Source organism: Streptomyces sp. NPDC049627, assembly GCF_044465645.1.
Lineage (GTDB): Bacteria > Actinomycetota > Actinomycetes > Streptomycetales > Streptomycetaceae > Streptomyces.
This window is the reverse complement of the sequence record NZ_JBITLW010000004.1, coordinates 49,793-68,197: the sequence shown is the minus strand read 5'-3', so window position 1 is coordinate 68,197 and position 18,405 is coordinate 49,793. Positions and strand designations below refer to the sequence as shown.

The window sequence follows — 18,405 nt, the reverse complement described above, 5'->3', positions numbered from 1 at the left end:
CACGCCCGCTGATCCTTCGCGGGCCCGCTTCTCCCGCTGCTTTCTCCTGTCTTCCGGTCAGGGCCTTCGTCTGCCCTTTTCCCTCTCCACGGAAGACAAGGACCGCAGGCCATGGCCCGCCCCACCCGCGTATCCCGCGCGCTCTCCCAGAACTTCCTCGCCGACCGAGCCGCCGCGGAACGCATCGCCCACCTCGCCGTACCGAACCCGCGGCGCACCCCTCTGCTCCTCGAAGTCGGCGCCGGCCAAGGCGCGTTGACGCATCCGCTCGCGCCGCGCTGCCGGGAGCTGATCGCGTACGAGATCGACCCCCGCCTGGTGCCCGGGCTGCGCGCCCGCTTCGCCGGCATGCCCCAAGTCCGGGTGGCCGCCGGTGACTTCCTCGCCGCACGACCCCCGCGCACCCCGTTCTCCGTCGCCGGCAATGTGCCCTTCTCCCGCACCGCCGCCATCGTCGACTGGTGCCTGCGCGCACCAGCCCTCACCGAGGCCACGCTCCTCACCCAGCTCGAGTACGCCCGTAAACGCACCGGGGACTACGGCAGCTGGAGCCGGCTGACGGTCCTGACGTGGCCCAGGTACGAATGGCGGCTGGTCGGCAGGGTCGGGCGGCGCAGCTTCCGGCCCGTGCCGCGTGTGGACGCCGGGATCGTACGGATCGAGCGGCGCCGCAGCCCCTTGCTCGACGCCGGCGCCCATGACAGCTGGCGGCGCCTGGTCGAGCTCGGCTTCTCCGGGGTCGGCGGCTCGCTGCACGCCTCGCTGCGGCGAGCGCATCCGAGGCGGCGGGTCGATGCGGCGTTCCGCGTGGCCGGCCTCGACACGGGGGTCCTTGTCGGCGAGGTGCCGCCGGGGGCGTGGCTCGGGCTGCATGAGGTGCTGGGTTCATGACACACGACATGCGGACCCATGGAATTAGGTTGTACGAGACGTCTCGTCTCGTTTACGGTCGACGGCATGACCAGTCCCGCTCGCACAACCCGCCCCGCCCACATCGCCATGTTCTCCATCGCCGCCCACGGCCATGTGAACCCCAACCTGGAGGTGATCCGCGAACTCGTCGCCCGCGGCCATCGGGTGACGTACGCGATTCCGCCCGCGTTCGCCGAGAAGGTCGCCGAGACCGGAGCCGAGCCGAAGCCCTGGAACTCGACCCTGCCCGAGCCCGACGCCGACCCGGAGGCCTGGGGCAGCACACTGCTGGACAACGTCGAGCCGTTCCTGGACGACGCGATCCAGGCGCTGCCCCAGCTGACCGAGGCGTACGAGGGCGACGCACCCGACCTCGTGCTGCACGACACGGCCTCCTACCCGGGCCGGGTCCTCGCCCACCGCTGGGGCGTCAAGGCGATCTCCCTCGCCCCGCACATGGTCGCCTGGGAGGGCTACGAGAAGGAGGTCGCCGAGCCCATGTGGGCCGAGCCGAAGAAGACCGAGCGCGGCAAGGCGTACTACGCCCGCTTCCAGGCCTGGCTGGACGAGAACGGCATCGACCAGGATCCCGACACCTTCGGCGGCCGGCCCGACCGCTCGCTCGTCCTCATCCCCAAGGCGCTGCAGTGGAACGCCGACCGGGTCGACGCGAGCCGCTACACCTTCGTCGGCGCCTGCCAGGGCGACCGCTCGGCCCAGGGCGACTGGCGGCGACCGGCCGGCGCGGACAAGGTGCTCCTCGTCTCCCTCGGCTCCGCCTTCACCAAGCAACCCGGCTTCTACCGCGAGTGCGTCAAGGCCTTCGGTGACCTGCCCGGCTGGCACATGGTGCTCCAGATCGGCAGGCACGTCGACCCGGCCGAGCTGGGCGAGATCCCCTCCAACGTGGAAGTGAGGGACTGGGTACCGCAGTTGGCCATCCTGAAGCAGGCCGACGCCTTCATCACGCACGCGGGTGCCGGCGGCAGTCAGGAGGGGCTCGCGACCGCCACACCGATGGTCGCCGTACCGCAGGCCGCCGACCAGTTCGGCAACGCGGACGTACTGCAGTCCCTCGGCGTCGCCCGCCACCTCCCCACGGAGGAGGCGACCGCCGAGGCCCTGCGCACAGCCGTCCTCGCGCTCGCCGACGACCCTGAGGTCGCCCGGCGTCTGGAGGACATCCAGGCCGACATGGCCCAGGAGGGCGGTACGCGGCGGGCGGCCGACCTCATCGAGGCGGAGCTCCCCCGCAAGTGAGCGCGAGAGGGCCCGTCGGCTCCCCGGCAGCCGACGGGCCCTCTCGCGCTCAGGGTGAGGTCAGACCCTCACCGGCTCACCTTCGTCATCGCGAGCCGCGCCCCGCGTCACGGCCTGAGGCGCCTCGTCGTGCGTCAGGTCCGGCAGCCGGTTCAGCCACTTCGGCAGATACCAGTTGCGCTCGCCCAGCAGCGCCATCACCGCCGGGAGCAGCACGCCCCGGATGATCGTCGCGTCGATGAGGACCGCGGCCGCAAGGCCCACGCCCATCTGCTTCATGGACTGCATGGACAGCGTGCCGAAGATCGCGAACACGGCGACCATGATGACCGCGGCGCTGGTGACGACACCGGCCGTGGTGACCACACCGTGCTGGATCGCGTCCTTCGTCGTGCGGCCCCGAAGGCGCGCCTCGCGGATCCGCGAGACCACGAACACGTGGTAGTCCATCGACAGGCCGAACAGGATCACGAAGAGGAACAGCGGCAGCCAGGTGATGATGGCGCCGACGCCCTCCGCCCCCACCAGGGACGCGCCCCAGCCGTGCTGGAAGACGGCGACGAGGATGCCGTACGCCGCGCCCACCGACAGCAGGTTCAGCACGATCGACGTGATCGCGATCGTCAGCGAGCGGAAGGACAGCAGCATCAGCCCGAAGGCGAAGACCACGACGAACGCGAAGACCGGGACGACCGCTCCGCCCAGCTGGTCGTTGAAGTCCTTCGAACCGGCGACCTGTCCGGTGATCGGCGCCTCGACACCGTCGACCTTGCCCAGCGTGGCGGGCCGCACCTCGTCGCGCAGCTTGTCCAGGCTGGCGCCCGCCTTGTCGAGGTCGGAGCCGCCGACCAGCGGGACGTAGACGAAGGCCACGTTCTGCTCGTCGTGCAGCTTGATGTCGACCGGGCCGCGCGAGGCACCCGAACTGATGGCCCGCTCCCGGAAGTCGGCGAGCGCGGACTTCACCTCGGGAGCGTTGATGTCGTCGGCCTTGACGACCACCTCGGCCGGCTCGGAACCGCCCGGGAAGGCCTCGTTGAGCCGGTTGTACGTCTGCACGATGGGCAGCGAGTCGCCGAACTCCTGGTCCAGCGTGAGCTGCTGGGTCTTCATGCCGACCGCGGGAGCCGTGATGGCGAGCAGCGCACCGGCCGCGACGACGACCGAGACGACGGGCTTGGCCAGCACGCCCTTCAGTACGGCCGTCCAGAACCGGCTCTCGCGGTTGCCGCGCCCACGGTTGCGGCGCAGCCGGCTCTCCGGGTGCAGGAAGGGGATCTTGCCCTTCTCGACCCGCTCGCCCAGCAGCGACAGCAGCGCAGGCAGCACGGTGACCGAACCGACCATGGCGACCGCGACGACCATCAGCGAGGCCAGGCCCATCGCCTCGAACTCGGCGAGACCGGTGAACAGCATGCCCGCCATCGCCACGCACACCGTGACACCGGAGACGATGATCGCGCGGCCACTGGTGGCGGCGGCGACCCTGAGGGCGGTCTGCGGGTCCCGCCCGGCCTGGCGCTCCTCGCGCTCACGGCGCAGGTAGAACAGGCAGTAGTCGACGCCGACGGCCAGACCGACCAGCAGCATCACGGAGTTCGCGGTGTCGCTCATCGGCATCACATGGCTGACGATGCCCATCAGGCCCATCGTCGCCATGATCGCGGTGACCGCCAGCAGCACCGGCAGCAGGGCCGCCACCAGCGCGCCGAAGGCGATGAGCAGAATGCCGAGGGCCACCGGCACCGCGGAGTACTCGGCCTTCTGGAAGTCGTCCCCGAACGCGTCGTCGAACGTCTTCATCATGCTCGCGCCGCCGATCTCCTCGATCCGCAGCGAGCCGTGGTCCTTCTGTACGCCCTCCACGGCCTTCAGTACCGGCTCCACGCGCTCGCCCGCGGTGTCGGAGTCGCCGCGCATGTCGAACTGCACCAGCGCGCTGAGGCCGTCCTTGGAAATCGTCCGTGTGTCGTACGGCGACGTCACGTCCGTGACCTTGCCGGTGCCCTCGACGGCCTTCACGACCGCGGTGACCGCGGCCCGGAACTCGCTGTCGGTGGCCTTGAGCGAACCGTTCCTGGCCTGGATCAGGACGCTCTCACTGGCAGGCTCCTCGATCCCGGCGTCCTCGATGATCCTCGCCGCGGTGTGGGTCTCGCCCTTCAGCTGGTCGCTGTCCTTGACGTCGACCCGGCCCGCCGCCGAACCGAGCCCCATCGCCAGGACGACGAACAGCACCCAGATGCCGACCGCCGCCCACCGGTGGCGGGCGCTCCAGCCGCCGGCCCGGGCGGCGAGGCCCCGCACCCGCGAATCTCCGTTCCCCATGACGGGCTTGCCCCCTTGATTGCGGTGCCGGCCCCCTGCCGCCACCTTTCGTTTCGAAGGTATGAGCCGGATAAAGGCATCTCGTCGTGCTGCCCGGTGAAGTGCGGCGGCCGGAACTCATCCCCTCGGCCCCTGAGCCCTCCCCACTGGGTAGGACGGTGGCCCCTTACATCTATCCGGCGGCGTCGGGGAGGACGATCAGGGATGCGGACCTTGTGCCGCATGCTGACCGGTAAGTAAGTTACGGGGGCCGGGCGGTCGTCGTGCCCACCCCCACGGGGCACGACGACCGCCCCTGGGCTGCGGGCTCGCCGTAGGGTGGCCGGATGACGACGACGTATGCGGCACTCCTGCGCGGGATCAACGTGGGCGGCAGCAGAAAAGTCCCGATGGCCGACCTGCGCACCCTGATGACCGGTCTCGGTCACGGCGGCGTACGCACCTACCTGCAGAGCGGCCAAGCGGTCTTCGCCGCCGACCACGGCGACGAGGAGTCCCTGGCAGCGGAGCTCGCGACGGCGATCGAGAAGCAGTTCGGCTTCGCCGTGGACGTGATCGTGCGCGATCACGCCTACCTCAAGGCCATCGCCGACAACTGCCCGTTTCCCGCAGCCGAGTTGGAGCCCAAACAGCTCCACGTCACCTACTTCTCCGCCCCGGTCCACGCCGACCGCTTCGCCGAGATCGACCAGGCCGCCTACCTTCCGGAGGAGTTCCGGCTCGGCGACCGGGCGTTGTACCTGTACGCGCCGAACGGCCTGGGTCGCTCCAAGCTCGCCGAAATCCTGTCGAGACCACGGATCAACAAGGGTTTGATTGCCACCAGCCGTAACTGGAACACCGTGGTGAAACTCGTGGAGATGACTGGTGACTGACGTCCGCAACACAGCCGTGGAGGCCGCCGTCGAGGGCGAACTACGGCTTCTCGATCCGGAGGTCCGGTCCAGCCCGGATCTGCTCGGAGAACTGCTGCATCCCGAGTTCCGGGAGTTCGGCGCGTCCGGGCGCTCCTGGGACCGGACGTCGATCATCGAGTCGCTGCTCGCGGGCGAGGCCCCAGGGCCCCGGCCCGTCGTCGTTTCGCGGATGGAGGGCGTCCGGCTCGCCCCGGACGTCGTCCACCTCACCTTCGACTCGGAGAACAACGGCCGCCGGGCCCACCGCAGTTCGCTGTGGCGGCGGACGGACGACGGGTGGCAGATGTACTTCCACCAGGCGACGCCGTTCAGCACCGAAGGGGAGTGACCTCGTATGCGCTACATCATCATCGGGGCAGGAGCGGTCGGCGGCGTCATCGGCGGCCGGCTCGCGGGCTCGGGACACGAGGTCGTTCTGGTCGCGCGGGGCGCGCACTACCAGGCGCTGCGGGACAGCGGGCTGCGGCTCAGGGTGCCGGAGGGCGAGCTGACCCACCGGCTGCCCGTTGTCGACGGGCCGGCCGCGCTCGGGGAACTGCGCCCCGACGACGTCCTCGTCCTCGCCGTCAAGACGCAGGACAGCGTGGCCGCGCTGCAGACGTGGGCCCCGATACCGGTCGCGGGCGGCGGGACGGCCGCCGAACGCCTCCCCCTGTTCTGCGCGCAGAACGGCGTCGAGAGCCAGCGGCTCGCCCTGCGGCTCTTCCGGCGGGTGTACGGCGTCTGCGTCTGGCTGCCGTCGACGTACGTCGAACCCGGCGTCGTCTCCGCCGCCGGCAGCCCCCTCACCGGCATCCTGCACCTGGGCCGGCACCCGCACGGCACCGACGAGACCGCCCACCACGTCGCCGCCGACCTGGAGAAGTCGTCCTTCGAGGCGCCGGTCGTAGCGGACGTGGCGCGCTGGCAGTACGCCAAGCTCCTGGGCAACCTCGCCAACGCGCTGGAGGCGGTGACCGGCCCCCTCGTCGGCGAGGAGTCCCTGGCGCTGCTGCGGCGCGTGCGGGCAGAGGGCGAGGCCGTGCTCGACGCCGCCGGAATCGCTTACGCGAGCGCCGAGGAACAGCAGGCGGTACGGGGCGACAAGGTCACCCTCGTCCCCCTCGACGGCGTCCCGCGCGGGGGCGGCTCCTCCTGGCAGTCCCTCACCCGCGGCACCGGCACCATCGAGGCCGACTACCTCAACGGCGAGATCGCCCTCCTGGGCCGCCTGAACGGCGTACCCACACCGCTGAACGAACTCCTCCAGCACCTCGCCAACACCTTTGCGCGCGAGCGGCGGGAGGCGGGGTCGATGCCCGTGGAGGAGCTGGTGCGGAGGGCCGACGAGGCGGTTGCGGCGGCAGACGGCCCATTGGAATTGGACCACTGAAGAGGCGGGTGATTGGGCCGGGACTCCGCCCCAATCGCCTCGTACCGTCGACGCCATGACCGACACCGCACCCACCCGCGTCGACTTCTGGTTCGACCCCGCCTGCCCCTTCGCCTGGATCACCTCCCGCTGGCTGCTGGAGGTCGAGCGCCTGCGCCCGCTCGACCTCCGCTTCCACGCCATGAGCCTCTACCTGCACAACACCGGCAACGAACTGCCCGACTGGTACCGCGCGTTGGTGGACAAGTCGATCGGCCCGGTGCGGGTGGCCGTGGCCGCCGCCGGACGGCACGGAGAGAAGGTCCTGCGCGACCTGTACACCGCGTTCGGCACGCGCATCCATGAGCGCAAGGAGGACGACTTCGACGCCGTGATCGCCGCGTCGCTCGCCGAGGTCGGCCTGCCGGGCGACCTCGCCGACGCCGCCCACGACCCGGCGTACGACGACGCCGTACGCCGCAGCCACGAGGCCGGCGCCGAGCCGTCGACCGACGGCCCGGGCAGCTATGTCGGCACGCCCACCGTCCATGTCGACGGAACGGTGTGGTTCGGGCCGGTGCTCCGGGCCGTTCCGCGCGGTGCCCGGGCCGCCGAACTCTTCGACGGTTTCCGGGTGCTGGCGAACGACCCCGACTTCTTCGAACTCAAGCGGACCCGCACGGGCGGACTGTCCTTCGACTAGTGGGGCGCTGACCAGCTCGGCGTGACTTTCCGAACTCCGAGACATCCAGGAGTCGTTGTCCCTAAGGTGAAGCCCGCGAGTTCGGCAGGAAGGGCAGGTCACCGTGGCGGGCAGAGCGTTGCCGGTGTTGCCGCAGTACCGCAAGGACGGGGTGACCCGGCGGCTGTGTGCCTCGGTTCATCTGGACGACGACCTCGCCTTCGAGGTCGACCGCGACCTGACCGGGGACCGGCTGAACGCGATCGGGCTGACCCTCGGCGTCAACTTCGTGGCGCTCGCCCGGCACGCACGCGTGGCGGCGCGGCGACGGGAGGCCCTGGACCGCCAACTGGCCGCGCTCGGATCCCTGCTGGTGATCAGCCTGGGCGCGGTCCTGTCGGGACTGATCGGCGGTCACGGGACGGTCGTCCAGGCCGGGTACTACGGCGTGATCGGCGTTCTCGTGGCCACGTGGTGGCTGGTTCACCACGCGGAGTCCCGGGCGCGTGCCACGGCGCAGAAGGTGTTCCACGGCCAGGAGAAGGCCGAGACGCTCGCCCCGCCCGTGGAACCCGAGGCGGAGGCCTGGCTGCACGACCTCAAGCGTGCCAACGTCCTGCCGTACACCGACGACGCCGCGCTCGACAAACCGTTCGTCGGCAGCGGTCACATGCAGCTCGGGAAGGTCGTCGTCTGGCAGCCCATCGACGTCAGCAAGCCCGCCGAGGCACCGGGCGGCGGCACCCTGCAGATCCGGCCCTTCGACGCCATCGACCTCCACACCTACGTGGCGCGGGAGATGGAGCGCATCTCCGGCCTGGACGGACTGCGCGCCCGGAACCGGCTCTACGTCCTCGGCAGCCACGCCTACCTCCTCAAGGACCTGGTGCCCGACCGTACGATGCGGCCCCGGGCCCAGATTCCCAAGCAACTCGTCCAGGCGGGCCTGCAGCAGCCCGGCGCGGCCATGCGGACCCATCTGTGCCTGGAGCGGGTCGGCGAAGGCGGACGGATGGTGGTGTCCATGTATGTGCGGGCCATCCTCAACCGGCCCAGCCTGAGCTGGGAGGTCGCCGTCTACGCCATCCCGCCGCTCGGCCCCCGCTTTCACCGGGTGGACCGGCTGCCGGTGGCCCCGTTCGACCGCTGGAGGAGCCTGGTCGCGTATGCGACGCTGCGCCTGTGGCCCGAGCTGAAGGGCGCCCCGGGGCGCATGAGCGAGCGGAGCCGGCAGCGGCGCCGTGCCGCGAAGTTCCTGAGGAAGCTGCGCAGGGACATCAGCAGGCAGCACGTCATCTACGACTACGGCGCCCCCGACAGCCTGCGTGAACGGTACGGCGACTGGGACCTGGCGGGGCACAACGAACTCAGCGACGCGGCGGACTTCCTCAACCGGCTCCAGCAGGGTGTGCTCACGGCGACCGAGCGGTTCCTGAAGGACCACCACATCGACACCAGCTCGTTCGACAAGGCGCAGCAGATCATCACGCAGACCTACAACATCAACAACGTCAACGGCCCCAGCAACATCGGCGCCGGCGGCACGATCAACCAGCCGGCCGGACCACAGGGGAGCGGTCCTTCCGGGCAACCGGCCGGCGGCATGCCACCGGCCAGGCCCTGAACCGCGCACATCACAGGAGGTGGGACATGAGCACGTACAACATTCGCAACATCAACGGTCCGGCCAACATCGGCGACCACGGACACATCGAGGTCAACAACGGCCCCGACCCGGCCGCTGTCCTGCACCTCGCGGAGCGGCTCGTCGAGCGGCTGCGGATCGACAATCCGGCGCTCCTTCCGCAGGCGCAGATCATCCAGGGCGAGCTGCTGGGCGCCGAACAGGACGGCCAGCCCGCCAACCGCGGCCGTATCCGCTCCGCCCTGGAGACCATCGGCATCGGCGTGGCGGCAGGCAGCGGCAGCCTCGCCCTGGTCCAGGAACTCGGCCGCGTCCTCGGGTTGTGACAGCGGGCGCTGACCAGCCGCGACCTGCTTGCCGTCGGCTTGGGCGTCGCTCGGCGTCGGTGTGGGCCCTGGGCGCCCCGCACACCCATCTTCGCGGGGCGCCTCACCCGTACCCCGACGTCACTTGGCCCGTACGACCGCCCGCACCCCGCCCCCGAGGTCCAGCTCCAGGCCCGAGCGCAGGGGGACCGTCTGGCCGGGGCCGATCCGCTGCGGGGTGCCGTCGGAACGGGTGCCCGTCCAGGTCTCCTTCGAGTGGTTCTTGATGCCGAAGCGGCCCGGTTTGCTGGGGTGTTCGACCAGTTCGGCGACCAGGCTCGCGTCCGAGCAGTCGTGCCGCGCCGGCTCCGGCAGCAGATGGTGCGCCTGGACGCGGGCCGCGCGACGCAGGCGGATGTGGTGCTCCGTGCGCGGCGGGGGCGTGGTCACCGTCAGGCGCGGCGGCAGCACCAGCTGCGTCCGGCACCCCCAGCAGGCGCGCGGCGCAGGCTTCTCGCCCGGCTCCGTCATGTTCTGCCGGCCGCAGGACGCGCACTCCACCACCGAGTCCAGCACCGCCCGCAGCGCGTTGCGCCACTCCGACTCGCGCACCCGGGCCGCCGGGTCGTGCAGGCCGGTGGTGAAGCTGCGGCGGAACAGCTCCTGGAGCGTGCCCGCCGCAGCGCCCCACGTCGCGAGCACCGTCGCGTGCTCCATCGGATCCGGCGCGTTGGAGTCGTCGGCCGGGTCGAAGACGAACAGCGGGCTCTTGCCGTACAGCCGCTTCTCCGCCGCCTCGTCGAAGCAGTGGATGCCCAACTCCCGCCTGCCTTCCAGCGGATGGTGGTTCATCAGCAGCATGAACAGCAGCACGGCCAGCGAGTGCAGATCGGACTGTGTGCCCGGGCGCGCACCCGGCTCGGCGCGCACCAGCTCCGGCGCCATGAACTTCATCGTCCCCGAGATGCCGCTGACGTCGCCCTCCACGACCGCGTTGTCGTTGTCGCAGACCAGCACGTCACCCGTGGCCGGATCGAAGAAGACGTTCCCCCAGGAGATGTCCCGGTAGGCGATACCGCGCGAGTGCAGCGCCTGATACGCCTCCACGGTGTACAGGCACGCCGTCAGCAACGCCCGTGTGCTGGTGCGCAGTTGGCGCCGGAACAGGTCCGGCAGCCCCTTGAAGCGCTCCGGGCGCAGCGCCATCAGATAGCCGAACGACCCCCGGTGCGCGCTGACGTACGCCTCAGGCCACAGGAACCGGTCGTCGTCGAAGTCCCGGCTGACCAGTTCCTGGACGATCGCCTCCTGCTCGGGCGTCGCACACGTCGGGTAGTACCACTTGAGCGCCTTGTCGCCGCCCGGAGTCCGCACCCGGTACACCTCGCCCTGGCCGCCGGCGCCCAGCATGTCGATGATCTCGACCTGGTCGCCGTTCTCCGCAGCCAGCCGCGTCCCGCTGTCGAGCATGCCGCTCATCTTCTACGTCTCCGTCTTCCGTTCCGTTTCCATGGGCCCGGTGCTCTCGCCCACCGGACCGACGGGCCGCAGCGCCGCCGCCAGCGTCGTGTCGTCGCCCGAGTACTGCGAGGCCTGCCGCAGCCACCCGGGCAGCGAGCCCCGCACCCCGTCGCTGCCCTCGGCCGCCAGGCGCCCGTCCAGGCCCGCGACGAACTCCCGGTAACCGTCCGCCGAGGCGAAGCTCTTCGACAGCCCGTCCGTCGACAGCACCACCAGCCGCGGCACCCGCGCCTCGTCGAACACCGGCGCCCAGTGCATCCGCACCGCACGCCAGGCCTCATGACCGCACAGCGACTCCGTCTCGTCGCCGAGGTCCTCCTCGCCGGTCGCCAGCGGCCGGCGCAGCGCCCCGTCGTGCTCGACGACCGCCAGGTCCCCGTCGCCGATCTGCCACGCCACGAACAGCCACGGCGTGAGCACCGCGCCGATCAGCGTGGTGCCGTACAGCTCCAGCTTCTCGTCCTGCTCCGGCTCCCGCGCCCCGTCGTCGGCGACCGGGCGGTGCCGGTCCCAGTGCCCGAGGGCCGCCTGACGCCAGTCGTGCACCAGTGCGCGCGGGAAGTCGTCCCGGGCGTACGTCATCAGGCGCGCGAGGCGCCCCGGCTCGTGACAGTCCCGGGCGGCCCGCCCGAACTCGGCCGCCCGCAGCAGGAACCGGTCCACGGCGAACCGCGCACCGAGCCCACTGCGCGCGTGCACGGCCGACCCGTGCCCGTCGGCCACCGCCAGCACCAGCGGGTCGTCGCCGCAGCCGGTGCCCGCGCAGTCGTACCAGTCCTGGTTGTGCTGCTTGTTGACCCCCTGGACGCTGTCGCCGAGCGTCTCCCAGCGCCGCACCCCGAGTGTCACCACACGTCGTCGTCATCGTCGTCGTCGAGGACCGGCGGCGCGTACGGCTGCTTCACGGCCGAGTCGGCCGAAGCCGCCATCTGCTGCGAGGCCGCCTTCACCGCCGCGGTCGACGCCCAGCGGATCGCCGCCGCCAGCTGCTTGGGGCTGTTGGCGTCCAGCGGCTGCAGTTCGGGGTTGCCGAGGAACTCCTGCAGCACCGAGCGGTCCGCGTCGGCGCCGATCGCGATGGCGACCCGCACCGCCTTACGGCCCCACGGCGTCGCGTCGATCGCCTTGAGCCCCGCCTTCCAGTCGTCCGTGGGCACCCCGTCCGACACCAGCGCCAGCACCGGCTTCAGCGCCCGCTGCGGCATCGGCGGGCTCTGCAGCTCCCGCGAGACCAGGGTCAGTGCCTCGCCGAGGTTGGTCATGCCGTCCACCTCGACGTCCTGCCAGGTGAAGTCGTCGACCGGCACCGGCGTCGGGTGGTGCCACTGGGCCGTCGTGGAGAACGTCACGGTGCGCAGCAGCAGTTGGGCGGCAGGGTTGTCGTGGGCCACCGAACGCATCTCGGGAATCGCTTCCCTGATCGCGTAGTTGAGTCTGGCGATCTTCTCGCCCTGCATCGAGTACGAGCAGTCGAGCAGCCAGATGAAGTGGACCGGCCGGTTCGCCATGGGCCCGCCGGGAATGTCACTCACTGAAGCTTGTCCTTTCCTGTGGTCGATATCCCTTGATGTTCTTGATGGTCGATCAGGGCAGCAGCCACAGCGCGAGCAGGGCCACGGCGGCCGCCGTCAGGACGAGCGAGGCGACGAACAGGCCCGCCGCCATGCGCCGTCCCCGCCCGATCGGTCCGGTCACCTGGTTCATGCCGTGCTGTACTTCCTCTCCTTCTCGCCGGTGCCGCGCAGCCGCAGCCTGCGCTCCTTGCCGCCCGTCCCGCCGTCCGGCCCGATCAGCGCCCCGGTCCGCAGCCCCGAGGCCGCGAGCAGCCACAGCACCGGCTCGGCGGCCCTGCGCTGCTCGGGCTCCAGCGGGCCGGTCCCGGTGGCGGCATGGGCGCTGACGGCCCAGTAGCGCGCCGAGCGGAAATCGTGCCCGAGGGCGCGTACGAGGCCGCCCAGGCCGATCTCCTCCAGCCAGCCGTCGATCCGCGCACCGGCCACGGGCAGCGAGCTCAGCTGGTCCAGCACGTCCCGTTTGGTGACGACCGCCGCCACCGACAGCCGCCCGCGCCGGCCGGCCAGCGCCGTGAGCTCGCCGATCAGCCGCTGATACGTCTCCCAGGGCCCCTGCGGCGAGGGGCGGGCGTCCCCGGCCCGCCGGGCGTCCTCGTCACTCAGCCTGCCGCGCACCTTGGGGTCGGCCAGCACATCGGCGACCAGCACGATGCCGTCCGCGTGCGCCAAGTACTGCTGGGCGCGGACGCGTTCGGCGTCGCTCACCGACTCGCCCATCGGGTCGTACAGGTACAGCAGCCGGCGCTGCCGCCCGCGCGTCACGGTGAGCATCAGGGCACGCGGCTGGCCCCCGGTTGTGGCGTGGGCCCAGCCCGCCTGCCTCAGCTCCTGGTTGAGGTCGGTGGCCGTGCGCTTGTCCTCGGCGGAGGCGTACGCGACGGTCAGATCGCCGCGCCGCGCCCACGCGTGCAGGCCCTCCACCATCGCCGCCATCAGCATCGTCTTGCCCGACGACGTCCCGCCGACCAGCGGCGCGTGCACGACCCGGGTGGTACCGGCCGTCTTCGGCAGGGGCCGGGCGCAGTGCGGGCACAGCGCGGTCAGCTTCCCGCGGCCCGAGAGCCGGGCCGCCGGCAGCCGGTGCCCGCATCCGCACACATGCCGCAGGACGCCGTACCGTCCCGGCCGCAGCAGACGATGCTCGGCCCGGCAGTTCGGGCATCGGTGCACGGCCAGCGGCACCGCCCGATAGCAGCCGGGATACGGACACTTGACGCGCACCCCGCGCACCAGCAGCCACCCCCGCTCCACACCCCGCAGCACCGGCACCGCCGCCGCGCAGCCGAGCCAGACCAGCCCGAGCAGCAGCGCGAACACGGCATGGACGACGCCGAGGACGACGGTGGCGAGCGCGGCCCCGAGCAGCGCGCCCAGGGCGACGCCGGGGGCGACGGACACGACCAGCAGGAACCGGGACACCGGCGAGCTGCCGCGCAGTCCCGAAGGGCGCCGCCCGTGGAACAGGTTCCGTACGAAGCGCCCCATCCAGGGGTCGCGGACAGCGGTCCAGACGACCCGCATCCCGTACCCGGCGGCCGAGACGGCGTCCACCCACATCTGCCGCCACCAGTACCCCGGATGCGCGGGCTCCCCGGCCCCCACCCCCGGCACCCGCTGGTCCCGCTGCCCCGCGTGCCACGGCCCGAGCCCCCGCCAGACGGCCCCGACGCCCCTGCCGAGGAAATGCCACAGCAGGCGGAAGAGGCAGAGTCCGACGGCGAGGGCGAGGGACGAACCGAGCAGGAGGAACAGCGGGAGAGACAGAGTGAGCGTGTTCACGGGACTCATCGGCGCGGCCCTTCTGCCGGCGGTTCCACGTCCCCGGACCACACCTGCGGATGGTCCGTGCCGCGGCGGCCGCGCCCGGACAGGCGGCCGGCGAGACGGCCCAGGGCGCCGGGCCGGTTCCAGGTGCGGAACGCGTCCAGCCTGCCGCGGCCCGTGCGGCCGAGGGCCTCCTCGATCGCGGTGACGTCCTCGGCGGGCAGCGCCCGCACGATCGGCCGCAGCACCTTCGTCAGCAGGGCCGTCCGCGTCTCGTCCCACTCCGGGCGGGTCCCCGCGAAGGCGCTCCACGCACTGAAGCAGGCGGCGGCATACGACGGCACCGTCCGCAGCCGGTCGCCCACCCGGTCCGAGCGGCCCACCCGCTCGTACGCCGCGAGCAGCCGCGGCTCGGCCGCCCTGGCCAACGGGTACAGCTCGCTCTCGGGCCCCGGCCCCAGGACGAGCCGCCGCGCCAGGGCGTCGAACACCCGCTCCATCACCGTCTCCGGAACGGGTTCGGCCGCGCCGTCCCGCAGCGCCAGCGCCCGGCCGACCCAGTCCTCGCCCTCACCGTCGGTGCCGAGCAGACCGGCGAACTCCAGCAGGAGCAGGGCCGCGCGCTGCCCGGGCCGCAGCTCCGTGGGGAAGCAGCGCAGCAGGTCGACGGCGAGCACGGGGACGTCGGGGTCGTCCGGGGGCGCGGCGAGCGCGGTGTCGATCAGTATGTCCCGGGTGCCGGCCGCGCGGTGGATGTCCGACCCGAGCTGGTTGAGGAGCAGGCTCCCCTCCTGGCCCGTCGGCAGCTCGCCGGACCACACCAGCCCGAGCGCGGTGCGCAGGACCGCCGTGTCGGCGTGCGGTGACACGCCCGCGGTGCGCAGGACACCGTGGAACCGGCCGAGCCGGTCACCGCCCGGCCCGCCCCCGGGCTCGCCGGCCATGACGCACATCCGCAGATGCGGGAACGTGGTCTCCCCCTCCACGGGCAGCCCCACCCCGGCCAGCGTCCGCGCCACACGGGGAGGATCGGCCGCGGCCAGCGCGTTCAGGGCGCCGAACAGGGCGATGCGCAGGGCCGGGTGCTCCTGCACGGCGTCGAGCAGAGCGGGAGGACAGGGCGACGGGGGGTGCGCGGGCGGGTCGCCCGCCAGGGTGGCGGCGGGGTGGAGGCTGTCGGCTGTCGGGTGGCCCGGGCCGTCGGCGGAGGCACGGCCCTGACTGTCGGCGTGGGTACCACCGACATGGTCGGACCGAGTGCGGCCCGAACCGCCGGCCGGCGTCCTGCCGGCGCCGTCGTGCGGAGCCTGGCTCCACCAGACGTCGCCCGTGGGACGACCGGCGCCGGTGGCCGACGTGCGATCCGCGCGGTCGGCGGGGCCGCCGCGGCCGGAACTGCCGCCGGGAGTCCGGGCGGAGCCGTCGGTCAGAGGGGGCCGAGCGCCGTACCACGACGCGTCGCCCGCCCCGTTCCCGGCAGTTCCTTCGGCCGGCCCACCCGACGTGCCCGCGGAGGGCTCCGCGACCAGGCCCCGGGCCAGTCGTCCCGCCAGTTCCGGAAGCAGGTCCTGGCAGTCGATGTCCAGCAGGTCCGCTGTCCGCAGCAGGGCCAGGGGGCGGCCGGTGGCCGGTTCCCGCTCGTCGGCGATCCCGGCCCGCAGCGCGGGCGCCAGCTCCCGGGCCAGCCTCGCCTGGGCCTCCGCCGTCAGCGACCCGGCACGCAACGCGGGCATCGGCCCGCGCTCCCGTACGGCCGAGACCAGCACCCGCGCCGCGAGGGGCGCGGTCACGACGCTCGGCAGCCGGCCCTCCAGCCGGGCCAACAGGGCGGCGAGCGCGGCCGGTTCGCCACCGGCGGGCGCCTCCCGGTCGCTGATGTGCGCGCCCCCCTCGCACAAGGCCCCCACCAGCGCCGTCACCCTGTCGTCCGCGAGCGTGGCCGCGTGGTCGACCGCCCACCGCGCAGCCGCCGTACGCCCTGCCGTGTCCAGCTCGACGCCCGCCACCAGCGCGGCCACCGCCAGTGGCCCGGTCTCCGCGGAGGTGTCGCGGAACAGGTCGGGGCGCCCGGCGCACCAGATCTGCGCGCAGATCCCGGCCCACGCGTCCGTGTCCGGCTGTGCCACCCGTTCCGGCGCCGACCCGGCCGTACAGTCGTGGACCCGGTAGCGGTGGTCGTGGGCGACCGGCTCGCAGGACGGCAGGACGCCGATGATCTGCTGGCGGGCCTGCTGTGGACGGCGGGTGTAGGTGGTGAACGTCAGCCGGTGGGCCTGCTCGCGCGGCAGGACCGTGCAGGCGAGCGCGATCCACTGGGCGACGTCCGCGCTGTCGTGCTCGACGAGGACGATCTGGGCGGCGTCGGGGTCCTCCGTCAGCGCCCGCAGATCGGCGAAGAACGCGGCCAGGCGGTCGGACCGGGACACGGCGAACGCGATCAGGCCGTCCCTGCGGAGCAGCCCGGACGGCTCGAAGCGGTCGATCGGAACGGGACGGCCGCCCGGCGGCGTGCTGTCGGCCCAGCGCGGCGACTCCCAGGCCGTGATCGGCAGCGCACCGTCCGGCAGCCGGGCCCCCGGCGGCAGATGCAGCGCGTGTGCGTGGAAGTTGCCCCAACGACCGCTGTAGTCCGCCCCGGTGTAGACCGCACGGCTCAACAGGCGGCTGCCGTCGGCGAGTTCGGAGAAGCCGAAGGCCTTCGGGAAGCTCTTGAGCTGCTCGGCATCAGGGCGGGCCGGGAAGTCGCGCGGGGGCTCGTAGCCGATGAGCTGCTCGGCCTCCCGCAGCAGCCCCTGCGGGAGGCCGGCACTGACCGCGGTGAACCGGAACCCCGAACCGTCGGGTCCGGGGGGCGCCGAGGTGTAGTGCAGTTGGGCGAGGGTCACTTGGCACGTCCCTTCCCCGCGCGTCCCTTCGCGGTGGACCGCACGGGCAGCAGCCCCCGGCGGGCCAGCAGCCACAGCAGCGGGTCCTCCACCCGCACCGGCTGCGGCCCCGACTTCGGTACGTCCGCGGGCGCCTCGGCGGGCGGCGGCGCACCGAGCGCCGACAGCCCGAACAGCGACAACTCGGCGAAGTCCAGCTCCAGTTGCCGTACGAGTGCGCCCGAGTCCCAGTCGGCCATCAACGAGCGGATCTCCTCGTGCACGGCGAGCCGGTCGTCCTCGTCGAACCGGCCGTCGGTGTGCGGTGCGTTGCGCAGCACCGGCGAGTGCGGATCGAGCAGCGACTTGAGCATGTCCGTCTTGGTGACGGCGACCGCGATCGGCGTGGACACCCGGCCGCGGGAGCCGCCCTTGCCGTGGGCGCGCAGCTGGGCGGCCAGGTCGGCTGCGATCTGCTGCGGCGGGGTCTCGACGACGGGCAGCGGAGGACCGTCGTGCACGGGCAACCGGTCCCGCACCGACCCGAGTTGGAGCGGATCTACGAGCAGGACGATGCCGTCGGCGGCGCTGAGATAGCGGGTGTAGCGGTCCATCGCCTCGGCGCCCGCGAGGTCCTCGCCCGCCGCGTCGAAGAACACCAGCGTGGTGTGCCGGGTGCCGGAGCCCGGCCGGCCGCGTCTGGGCACGCTGAGCCGGTACAGCAGCGGGTCGTTGAAGCCGAGGGCGGCCGGGCGGGTGGCGTCCGGCAGCCGCAGCCGCTCGTACAGGTCCTCGGCCATCTCCTTGTCCCGCTGCTGGGTGGTCTGCCCCATCGCGGCCAGCGAGGCGTGAAAGGCCTGCCCCACACGCTGGTTCAACTCGTTGACCAGTACGGACACATAGGTGCTCTTGCCGGAGGCCTTCGCGCCGACCAGCGCGATGATCCGGCTGTCCTGGTCGCAGTAGTCGCTCGGCAGATCGCTGTGACAGGCCCGGCAGACCCGCACCGGCGTGGGCACCCCGCAGTCCGGGCACGGCACGCTGCTGCCGCCGCGCCGCCCGCCGCCCAGCGCGGGGATCCTGCGGGCCGGGGTGAAGACAGGGCCGCGCATCCGGGCCGCCGGGGGCACGCCGGGCCCCATGAACCCCGCCCATATGTCGTCGCGTCGGGGGCCGCACGGGGTGCCGCCCCGCACGCCGCTCGGCGTCATCAGACAGCGGTAGGGCAGCTTGGCCGCGGACGCGCGGTCGAAGCAGTAGGGGCAGATCACGGTCGTCATGA

14 protein-coding genes and 1 pseudogene are annotated in these 18,405 nt (G+C 72.4%); 8 read left to right on the top strand and 7 right to left on the bottom strand.

All coding sequences use genetic code 11. The features are described from left to right. The first annotated feature begins 111 nt into the window (after positions 1-111). The gene (gene erm, locus ACIBU0_RS12290; RefSeq protein WP_398815733.1) at positions 112-891 is read left to right on the top strand and encodes an ErmE/ErmH/ErmO/ErmR family 23S rRNA (adenine(2058)-N(6))-methyltransferase; all 780 of its coding nucleotides are present in this window, start codon (positions 112-114) and stop codon (positions 889-891) included. A gap of 8 nt (positions 892-899) precedes the next feature. Then, a pseudogene (mgt, locus tag ACIBU0_RS12285) lies at positions 900-2,172 on the top strand (macrolide-inactivating glycosyltransferase). Positions 2,173-2,232: 60 nt separating this feature from the next. Here the strand turns inward: mgt and ACIBU0_RS12280 are convergent. Beyond that, positions 2,233-4,500 carry an MMPL family transporter gene (locus ACIBU0_RS12280; RefSeq protein WP_398815730.1) on the bottom strand — a complete coding sequence of 756 codons (2,268 nt, stop codon included), beginning with the start codon at positions 4,498-4,500 and terminating at the stop codon, positions 2,233-2,235. Positions 4,501-4,826: 326 nt separating this feature from the next. Here ACIBU0_RS12280 and ACIBU0_RS12275 point away from each other — a divergent pair, with 326 nt between their 5' ends. From ACIBU0_RS12275 to ACIBU0_RS12250, 6 genes are all read left to right on the top strand, one after another. Continuing rightward, positions 4,827-5,375 (top strand): DUF1697 domain-containing protein, encoded by a 549-nt coding sequence (locus ACIBU0_RS12275; protein ID WP_398815727.1) that lies wholly within the window; start codon positions 4,827-4,829, stop codon positions 5,373-5,375. Next, the gene (locus ACIBU0_RS12270; protein WP_398815724.1) at positions 5,368-5,745 is read left to right on the top strand and encodes a DUF4440 domain-containing protein; all 378 of its coding nucleotides are present in this window, start codon (positions 5,368-5,370) and stop codon (positions 5,743-5,745) included. The genes ACIBU0_RS12275 and ACIBU0_RS12270 overlap by 8 nt, the downstream gene beginning before the upstream one ends. Before the next feature lie 6 nt (positions 5,746-5,751). Continuing rightward, the gene (locus ACIBU0_RS12265) at positions 5,752-6,789 is read left to right on the top strand and encodes a ketopantoate reductase family protein (protein ID WP_398815722.1); all 1,038 of its coding nucleotides are present in this window, start codon (positions 5,752-5,754) and stop codon (positions 6,787-6,789) included. 55 nt (positions 6,790-6,844) lie between these two features. Beyond that, a complete protein-coding gene (locus ACIBU0_RS12260; RefSeq protein WP_398815720.1) occupies positions 6,845-7,471 on the top strand; it encodes a DsbA family protein in 627 nt (208 codons plus the stop codon). Between the two features lie 103 nt (positions 7,472-7,574). Further along, positions 7,575-9,074 carry a hypothetical protein gene (locus ACIBU0_RS12255; protein ID WP_398815717.1) on the top strand — a complete coding sequence of 500 codons (1,500 nt, stop codon included), beginning with the start codon at positions 7,575-7,577 and terminating at the stop codon, positions 9,072-9,074. Positions 9,075-9,100: 26 nt separating this feature from the next. Beyond that, on the top strand, positions 9,101-9,421 hold the full coding sequence (locus ACIBU0_RS12250) for a hypothetical protein (RefSeq protein ID WP_398815714.1): 321 nt from the start codon (positions 9,101-9,103) through the stop codon (positions 9,419-9,421). 120 nt (positions 9,422-9,541) lie between these two features. Here the strand turns inward: ACIBU0_RS12250 and ACIBU0_RS12245 are convergent, their stop codons facing one another. The 6 genes from ACIBU0_RS12245 to ACIBU0_RS12220 form a co-directional block, all read right to left on the bottom strand. Next, entirely contained in the window at positions 9,542-10,879 is a 1,338-nt protein-coding gene (locus tag ACIBU0_RS12245) for a protein kinase (RefSeq protein ID WP_398815711.1), read from the bottom strand. Between the two features lie 3 nt (positions 10,880-10,882). Next, entirely contained in the window at positions 10,883-11,773 is an 891-nt protein-coding gene (locus ACIBU0_RS12240) for a protein phosphatase 2C domain-containing protein (protein ID WP_398815707.1), read from the bottom strand. After that, on the bottom strand, positions 11,767-12,429 hold the full coding sequence (locus tag ACIBU0_RS12235) for a tellurium resistance protein (protein ID WP_398816880.1): 663 nt from the start codon (positions 12,427-12,429) through the stop codon (positions 11,767-11,769). Before ACIBU0_RS12235 ends, ACIBU0_RS12240 begins: the two co-directional genes overlap by 7 nt. 192 nt (positions 12,430-12,621) lie before the next feature. Then, the gene (locus ACIBU0_RS12230) at positions 12,622-14,283 is read right to left on the bottom strand and encodes a hypothetical protein (protein ID WP_398815704.1); all 1,662 of its coding nucleotides are present in this window, start codon (positions 14,281-14,283) and stop codon (positions 12,622-12,624) included. Continuing rightward, a complete protein-coding gene (locus ACIBU0_RS12225) occupies positions 14,280-17,144 on the bottom strand; it encodes a GTPase-associated protein 1-related protein (RefSeq protein ID WP_398815701.1) in 2,865 nt (954 codons plus the stop codon). The genes ACIBU0_RS12230 and ACIBU0_RS12225 overlap by 4 nt, the downstream gene beginning before the upstream one ends. Further along, positions 17,141-18,403, bottom strand: coding sequence for a hypothetical protein (locus tag ACIBU0_RS12220; RefSeq protein WP_398815698.1), 1,263 nt, complete (start codon positions 18,401-18,403; stop codon positions 17,141-17,143). The genes ACIBU0_RS12225 and ACIBU0_RS12220 overlap by 4 nt, the downstream gene beginning before the upstream one ends. Positions 18,404-18,405 lie beyond the last annotated feature (2 nt).